General features: G+C 69.2%; 2 protein-coding genes and 1 pseudogene. 2 read left to right on the top strand and 1 reads right to left on the bottom strand.

Going from position 1 to position 3,736, the window contains the following annotated elements; genetic code table 11:
• Together LPZ50_RS22870 and tssH are read left to right on the top strand one after the other, a co-directional pair.
• On the top strand, nucleotides 1-355 hold a 355-nt coding region (locus LPZ50_RS22870), incomplete at its 5' end, for a DUF2195 family protein (protein ID WP_329957695.1).
• 33 nt (nucleotides 356-388) lie between these two features.
• A complete protein-coding gene (tssH, locus tag LPZ50_RS22875; RefSeq protein ID WP_230665113.1) occupies nucleotides 389-3,046 on the top strand; it encodes a type VI secretion system ATPase TssH in 2,658 nt (885 codons plus the stop codon).
• Between the two features lie 14 nt (nucleotides 3,047-3,060).
• On the opposite strand, the pseudogene LPZ50_RS22880 reads toward tssH, so the two are convergent.
• A pseudogene (locus LPZ50_RS22880) lies at nucleotides 3,061-3,736 on the bottom strand (hypothetical protein); the annotation flags it as partial.

Consider the following 3,736-nt stretch of genomic DNA (forward strand, 5'->3'; position numbering starts at 1 on the left):
GCTGGCCATGGCGGGCGGCGCCGCGGCGGCGCAGGCCGCCGGCGCTGTCAAAGTGGAAAACGCGCTGGCCCAGTGCGTGGCCGTGCAGCCCGGCATGCGCACGGTAACCGATGGGCAACTGCTGCTGCAGGCCGACCTGGAGGTCAAGCAATCCATCGGGCGCTGCGGCTGCAAATCGGCCATTGCCACCTATACCTCGCGGGTCGAGCTCGAGGGACAGCATCGCAGTTTCCTGCAAAGCGGTTCCATCGCCATCAAGCAATCCGGTTCGCGCACCCTGACGCTGGCCAGCGACGATCAACTGGTGGGCGACCGCACGGTGGTGCTGTCGCTGGGCTGCGCGGCTCCCGATTGATTCCCTATTCCTGAAGCTGAGTACAACAACTATATGTCCGACATCGGCCGCATCGACCTCTTCGGCAAACTCGATCCCCTGCTGTACCAGGCGCTGGAAGGCGCCACGTCGTTCTGCAAGCTGCGGGGCAATCCTTATGTGGAACTGGTGCACTGGATCCACCAGATTGTGCACATGCAGGACAGCGACTTGCATCACATCGCGCACCGCTTCGATGTGGACATGGGCGAACTGCAAGTCGACCTGACCCGCGCGCTGGACCAGTTGCCGCGCGGCGCGGGTTCGGTGTCCGATCTTTCCGAGCATATCGACCACGCGGTCGAGCGTGCCTGGGTGCTGGGTTCGCTGCGCTTCGGCGCCGGGCGCATCCGCGGCGGGCACTTGGTGGCGGGGCTGGTCAAGACATATGCGTTGCGCAATGTGCTGCTGGGCATGTCGGGACAATTCGCGCGCATCGTGCCCGACGTGCTGCTGGAGCAACTGGACGACATTGTGCAGGGCTCGCCCGAAGCGGCCACCGCCCAGGTCCTGCAGGACGGCGGCGGCCCGGCGGGCTCGGCCGAGGGCGGGGCGGCGCTGGCGAAGTACGCGGTGGACATGACGGCTCGCGCGCGCAACGGCGAAATCGATCCGGTGTCCGGGCGCGACGAGGAAATCCGCCAGATCGTCGACATCTTGATGCGGCGGCGCCAGAACAACCCCTTACTGGCCGGCGAGGCCGGGGTGGGCAAGACCGCGGTGGTGGAAGGCCTGGCCTTGCGCCTGGCCAGCGGCGACGTGCCGCCGCCCCTGCGCGACGTGTCGCTGTATCTGCTGGATATCGGCCTGCTGCAGGCCGGGGCCGGCGTGAAAGGCGAATTCGAGCAGCGCCTGCGCGGCGTCATCGACGAAGTGCAGGCCAGCCCCAGCCCCATCGTGCTGTTCATCGACGAGATCCACACCCTGGTGGGGGCGGGCGGCGCGGCCGGCACCGGCGACGCGGCCAACCTGCTCAAGCCCGCGCTGGCCCGCGGGCAGTTGCGCACCATCGGCGCCACCACCTGGTCCGAATACAAGAAGTACATCGAGAAAGACCCCGCGCTGACGCGGCGTTTCCAGGTGGTGCAGATCCACGAGCCCGCCGAGCCTCGCGCCCTGGGCATGCTGCGTGGCCTGGCGGCCACCCTGGAAGCACATCACCGGGTACTGCTGCTGGACGAGGCCATCGCGGCGGCGGTGTCGTTGTCGCATCGCTATATTCCCGCCCGCCAGCTGCCCGACAAGGCCGTGGCGCTGCTGGATACGGCCTGCGCCCGGGTGGCGGTCAGCCAGCACGCGGTGCCGGCGGCGCTGGAAGATGCGCGGCGGCGCATCGAGGCCCTGGAAATCGAGCAGCGCATTGCCGAACGCGAGGCCCGGCTGGGCGCCGGCGACAGCGAACGCGTGGCGCAAGTGGCCGGCGACCTGGCCCAGGCCCGCGCGCAGGAAACCGAACTGGCCGAGCGCTGGGAATCGGAGCGCGCGCTGGCGCAGCGGGTGTTTGAATTGCGGCAGGCCCTGGACGCGGACCTGTCCGAACAAGATGCCGAGGCCGGGCAGGCCGCCGACGCTGCCGCGCAGGATCCCGACAAGCTGCGCGCCGAGCTGGCGCAGGCGCAGCAGGAACTGGCCCAGCGCCAGGGCGAGTCGGCGCTGATCTACCCGGCAGTGGACGCGGCGGCCGTGGCGTCGGTCGTGGCCGACTGGACGGGCATCCCCGTGGGCCGCATGGTGCGCGACGAGGCGCAGTCGGTGCTGCGCCTGGCCGATACGCTGGAGCAGCGCGTGATCGGGCAGCGCCATGGCCTGGAAGCCATTGCGCGCCGCATCCAGACTTCGCGGGCGCGGCTGACGGATCCGAACAAGCCGGTGGGGGTGTTCCTGTTATGCGGGCCCAGCGGGGTGGGCAAGACCGAAACGGCGCTGGCCCTGGCCGAAGCCTTGTACGGCGGCGAGCAGAACCTTATCTCGATCAATATGAGCGAGTTCCAGGAATCGCACACCGTGTCCACCCTGAAGGGGGCGCCGCCCGGGTATGTGGGCTATGGCGAAGGCGGCGTGCTGACCGAAGCCGTGCGGCGCCGGCCCTACAGCGTGGTGCTGCTGGACGAGGTGGAGAAGGCCCACGCCGACGTGCACGAGATTTTCTTCCAGGTGTTCGACAAGGGCTGGATGGAAGACGGCGAGGGCCGCTATATCGACTTCCGCAACACCATCATCATCCTGACTTCCAACGTGGGCACGGACCTGATCGCCACCTTGTGCCGCGACCCCGACCTGATGCCCGACGCGGACGGCCTGGCGGCGGCGCTGCGCGAACCGTTGCTCAAGACGTTCCCGGCGGCGCTGCTGGGACGCCTGGTGGCCGTGCCTTACATGCCGCTGTCGGACGACATGCTGGCGCGCATCGTGAACCTGCAGTTCGACCGCGTGCGCCAGCGCCTGCTGGACAACCATGGCATTGCGTTCACAGTAAGCCCCGAAGCGACGGCATTGGTGGTGGCCCGCTGCACCGAGGTAGAGTCGGGCGGGCGCATGGTGGATGCCATTCTGACCAACACGGTGCTGCCGCAGATCAGCCGCGAACTGCTGACCGCGTCGATGGACGGGCGCACCGTGCAAGCGGTGACGCTGGAAGCCGCCGAGGGCGACTTCCAGTACCGGTACGAATAGGAAGGGCCGCCCCCTTACTTGCGGGGCGGTTTGTCCGGGCCTTTGCCGGAGGAATCCTGGGACTGGACGCGCGCGGGGCGCAGGTGGCTGCCGTATTCGCGCAGGTGGTCGCGGGCGGCGTGCGCGCCATCATCGCGCTCACGCGGGTTCAAGGTATCGGTGACCGGGTCTGAACGATGAGGAGCCAGGGGGTCATGCGCGGGCAGTGTCGAGGGAGTCTGGTCGGAGAACACGCTGCGCGTGTCGTCGTCGTCGGGGCTGCCGAGCAGATCCAGCGGGTCGCGCGCCGGGCCGCGCACATTGGCATCGCCGCGCGGCAACTGGCGCAGCGGGTCTTCCGGATTGCGCGTCTGGGCGGATTCCATGTCGAAGGGGTGGGCCGAAACGTCCGGCACGCTGCCCACGGGCAGGGTGCCTGGCCCGAACAGGTCGCTGAAGACATCCGCCGGGTCGGATGGCGGGGCTTGCGGCTCGGCGGCCAGCGGCGGATCCAGGTCGTCGAAAGCGCTGCCCGCCTGCGTAGCGGGCATGGGCGCGTCCACGGGACGCGGCGCGTCGCGGGGCTCGGGTTCGAACGGATGGAATGCATCGGCCGAGGGCGGAACGGTGTCCGCGGGGGGCGCGGCGCGTTCGGCCTCGATCGGGGCTTCGGGAATATCGGGCACGGGCGCGGCGGCCGGCAGCGCCTCG

Origin of the sequence: Bordetella petrii (assembly GCF_020991325.1) — a bacterium.
Classification (GTDB): domain Bacteria; phylum Pseudomonadota; class Gammaproteobacteria; order Burkholderiales; family Burkholderiaceae_B; genus Bordetella_A; species Bordetella_A petrii_E.